The sequence below is a fragment of the Bradyrhizobium sp. genome, from assembly GCF_035273305.1.
Taxonomy (GTDB): Bacteria; Pseudomonadota; Alphaproteobacteria; order Rhizobiales; family Xanthobacteraceae; genus Bradyrhizobium.
Genome location: NZ_DATEPI010000331.1, coordinates 1 through 3,647, shown reverse-complemented (window position 1 = coordinate 3,647; position 3,647 = coordinate 1). Strand labels below are relative to the sequence as shown.

Annotated in this window: 4 protein-coding genes and 1 pseudogene; all 5 read right to left on the bottom strand. The window is 60.9% G+C overall.

What is annotated here, in order from left to right; translation table 11 throughout:
• Window positions 1-242: pseudogene (proA, locus tag VJV58_RS21605) on the bottom strand (gamma-glutamyl-phosphate reductase); the annotation flags it as partial.
• Between the two features lie 121 nt (window positions 243-363).
• Complete coding sequence (gene proB, locus VJV58_RS21600; RefSeq protein WP_324139402.1) at window positions 364-1,506, bottom strand: glutamate 5-kinase; 1,143 nt, start codon at window positions 1,504-1,506, stop codon at window positions 364-366.
• A gap of 91 nt (window positions 1,507-1,597) precedes the next feature.
• The gene (locus VJV58_RS21595) at window positions 1,598-1,966 is read right to left on the bottom strand and encodes a VOC family protein (RefSeq protein ID WP_324139401.1); all 369 of its coding nucleotides are present in this window, start codon (window positions 1,964-1,966) and stop codon (window positions 1,598-1,600) included.
• A 144-nt stretch (window positions 1,967-2,110) separates the two neighbouring features.
• Window positions 2,111-3,166, bottom strand: a complete 1,056-nt coding sequence (gene obgE, locus VJV58_RS21590; protein WP_324139400.1) for a GTPase ObgE — start codon at window positions 3,164-3,166, stop codon at window positions 2,111-2,113.
• A 116-nt stretch (window positions 3,167-3,282) separates the two neighbouring features.
• Window positions 3,283-3,647 (bottom strand): MaoC family dehydratase (locus VJV58_RS21585; RefSeq protein ID WP_324139399.1); only part of this gene is annotated, 365 nt, incomplete at its 5' end.

The following is a 3,647-nucleotide window of genomic DNA, read 5'->3' as shown; positions in this document are numbered from 1 at the left end:
CGGTCGATGAAGGCGCTGCTGGCGCCGGCCGCGCGAGCTTCGGCGACGTCCTCGGCATTGTCAGCCAGAATCGTCGACGCATTGGCGACGATGGCGGCCTGCATGGCTTGCAGCGCCTCGTTCTTCTGATCGGCCGGAGCTAGCGCCAGCACTCTGGCGGCGGCGCGCGTCCGCGCCGCCAGCTCGGCCATCAGGACCGGCAAATCGGCGCTTGCATCAACGGCTTTTAATGGCGCGGACATCATCGCTTGAGCTTCGGTTAATGTGATGTCCTACCACGAAAATCGACTTTCTGCGAAGACTGACGGGGCGCCGCGGCCGGAGAGCAGGGTTGCAAGCTTTGCGCACAGCTAGGCCATTGGCCTAGCCCGGCGATGAGGCCCCGCTCGGGCCAATGACGAGATCATCGCGGTGGATCATTTCCGCTCTGCCGCTGACGCCGAGGATGACTGTGATATCCGGCGAGGAGCGGCCCCGGATTTTTTCGGCATCTTCGGCATCGTAAGCGACGAGGCCGCGGCCGATCTCATGGGTGTCGGGACCGCGCACCACCACGGCATCACCGCGCGCAAATTGTCCATCGACCCGGATCACGCCGGCCGGCAACAGACTCTTGCCCGCCCGCAGCGCGGCTACTGCCCCAGCGTCGATCGTCAGCGTCCCCTTTGGCTCGAGCGATCCGGCGATCCAGCGCTTGCGCGCGGTTACAGGATTGGCGGGTGTGAGAAACCAGGTGCAGCGCCCGCCATCCGATATCGCCTGCAGCGGGTGCTCGATTTTCCCAGACGCGATCAGCATATGGGTACCCGCGGTGGTCGCGATCTTGGCGGCCTCGATCTTGGTTCGCATGCCGCCGCGCGACAGTTCGGATTCCGCCGCCCCGGCCATCGCCTCGATTTCGGAGGTCACGGTTTCCACGATCGGAATCAGTTTCGCATCGGGATTGCCAGCCGGCGGCGCATCGTAAAGACCGTCGATGTCGGATAGCAAAATCAACAGATCGGCGCTTGCCATCGTGGCGACACGGGCAGCGAGTCGATCATTATCGCCGTAGCGGATTTCATTGGTGGCAACGGTGTCGTTTTCATTGATCACCGGCACCGCCCGCCACTCCAGCAGCTTGGCCATGGTCGAGCGCGCGTTGAGATAGCGGCGACGCTCTTCGGTGTCCTGCAGCGTCACCAGAATTTGCCCGGCGCCAATGCCGTGATGACCCAGCACCTCCGACCAGATTCGCGCCAGCGCGATTTGTCCCACGGCGGCGGCGGCCTGGCTTTCCTCGAGCTTGAGCGCGCCGCGCGGCAACTTAAGACGGCTGCGCCCTAGCGCAATCGAGCCGGAGGAGACGATCAGGAGTTCGCGGCCCGCACCATGCAGCTTCGCAAGATCCGTGGCCAGTGCCGCAAGCCATGCCGCGCGCACTTCGCCGGCGTCGGAATCGATCAGCAGTGATGATCCGACTTTGACGACGATGCGGCGGAATTGCTCTAAGCTCGGGCGGGCCATGATTGCTGTCTGGTAAGGGGCGATAGGCGAAGCAATACGCGCCACCTCCAGTAATTGGAAGTGGCGCGGGCAGGGGTCAGGTTGAGGTCGATCAGCCCATCACGAACGCGTTGAGCTTGTTGCCTTCGGGGTCCCTGAAATAGGCCGCGTAGAATTGTTCGCTGCGTTGTCCGGGAGGGCCTTCATCGGTGCCCCCGAGCGACAGCGCAAGCTTGTAGATTCGGTCGACCTGCGCCTTGTCCTTTGCGGCGAACGCCACCATGACGCCGTTTCCGACCGACATAGGTTTGCCATCGAACGGCTGTGTCAAGCCGAGGCCGGCACCGCCTCCCGGCGAGCCCCAGGCAATAAACGTGTCGGATTCCATGAAGCGCCCGACGCCCATCTCAGCGGCGATCTTGTCATAAAATTGAGCGGCCTTCTTGATGTCCTTGGTACCCAAGGTGACGTAACCGATCATTAATGTTCTCCATCAGGTTTGGCAGTCGTCGAATTTCGCAGTGATGTGAAGGCACTACAAGTCAGGCCCTGTTCTTTGGCGGCATCGATCCTGGTTTCAGGGGGTTTTTCGCGCCAGCGCATCTCGTTCGAAGGCGCAATGAAATCAGCCTTGCGGCGTCGTCGGTGACCAAGGCTCCGCCTGTGCCGGTCCCTTGGCTTTGCCAGAGACTGGCGCCTCACCAATGACCTCGGCCAGCGAGCGCAGCGCTTCCTTTACCCCTTGCCCGGTGACGCCTGACATTAACAACGGTGTTTTGCCGGCGGCCCGCTTCAGGCGATCCTTCTGCTTCTTCAGCTCGTCCGGAGTCACCGCATCAATCTTGTTCAACGCGACGATCTCGATTTTCTCGGCGAGATGTCGCTGATAGGCTTCAAGCTCGCTCCGCACCGTCTTGTACGCTTTGCCGGCGTGTTCGCAGGTCGCATCAACCAGATGAAGCAACACGCGGCAGCGTTCGACATGGCCGAGAAAGCGGTCGCCAAGCCCCGCGCCTTCATGCGCGCCTTCGATCAAGCCCGGAATATCCGCCAACACGAATTCGCGGCCGTCGACGTTCACGACCCCAAGCTGCGGATGCAAGGTGGTGAAAGGATAGTCGGCGATCTTGGGTTTGGCGGCACTGACGGCAGCGAGGAAGGTTGATTTGCCCGCATTGGGCAGACCCACCAGGCCCGCGTCCGCGATCAGTTTCAGCCGCAGCCAGATCCAGCGCTCCTCGCCTTCCTGACCTGGATTGGCGTTGCGCGGTGCGCGATTGGTGGAAGTCTTGAAATGTGCGTTGCCGAATCCGCCATTGCCGCCTTCCGCGATTACGAATCTTTCACCGAGCGTGGTGAAATCGTGGATGAGCGTTTCGCGATCTTCATCGAACACCTGCGTGCCGACAGGGACTTTGAGCACAATCGGCTTGCCATTGGCTCCATGGCGATCCTTGCCCATGCCATTGGTGCCTTTTTGAGCTTTAAAATGCTGCTGATATCGATAGTCGATCAGCGTGTTCAGTCCATCGACCGCTTCAATCACGACGTCGCCGCCGCGCCCGCCGTTGCCGCCGCTCGGTCCACCGAATTCGATGTACTTCTCACGGCGAAACGCCACGCATCCGTTGCCGCCGTCGCCGGACCGGATATAGACCTTTGCCTCGTCAAGGAATTTCATCGCTCATAGGTAGGGCAGCAAGATCGAAGCGGCAACCGGTTAGCTTGGTAAATGTCGGTAAAGTTCAACATTTTAGGGCTTATTCGATGTCGGCGCTGATGCGCCTGACACGCCCGCTATGGCTGGGCTGGTCGGCGCCTGATCAGGAATTTCTGAATACCCTCCAGGACCAATTCACGCCGCTGATTGAAAACCGTGCTGCGCAAGCTTACGACGCCAGTAGTGCGACCCGCCACCAGCTCTGTCACTTCGAGCGCGGGATAGATCGTGTCATCGGCAAATACTGGCTTGAGAAACAGGCTCGATTGCTCAAGAAACGCGACCAGTGATTGCTCAATCAGGAAAGGAAACAACCCTGATCCCGGCGCGGTGTGGATCAGCGTCTGGAAGCCATGCGCGAGCAGGTTCGGCATGCCGCGGGCGCGGCAGTATTCGATGTCGTAGTGCACCGGATGGGTATCGCCGCTAGCGGCCTGAAAAG

Excerpts from the sequence above, each read along its gene's own strand:
- proB (WP_324139402.1), bottom strand. The coding sequence starts at position 1,506 with ATGGCCCGCCCGAGCTTAGAGCAATTCCGCCGCATCGTCGTCAAAGTC.
- VJV58_RS21595 (WP_324139401.1), bottom strand. The coding sequence starts at position 1,966 with ATGATCGGTTACGTCACCTTGGGTACCAAGGACATCAAGAAGGCCGCT.
- obgE (WP_324139400.1), bottom strand. The coding sequence starts at position 3,166 with ATGAAATTCCTTGACGAGGCAAAGGTCTATATCCGGTCCGGCGACGGC.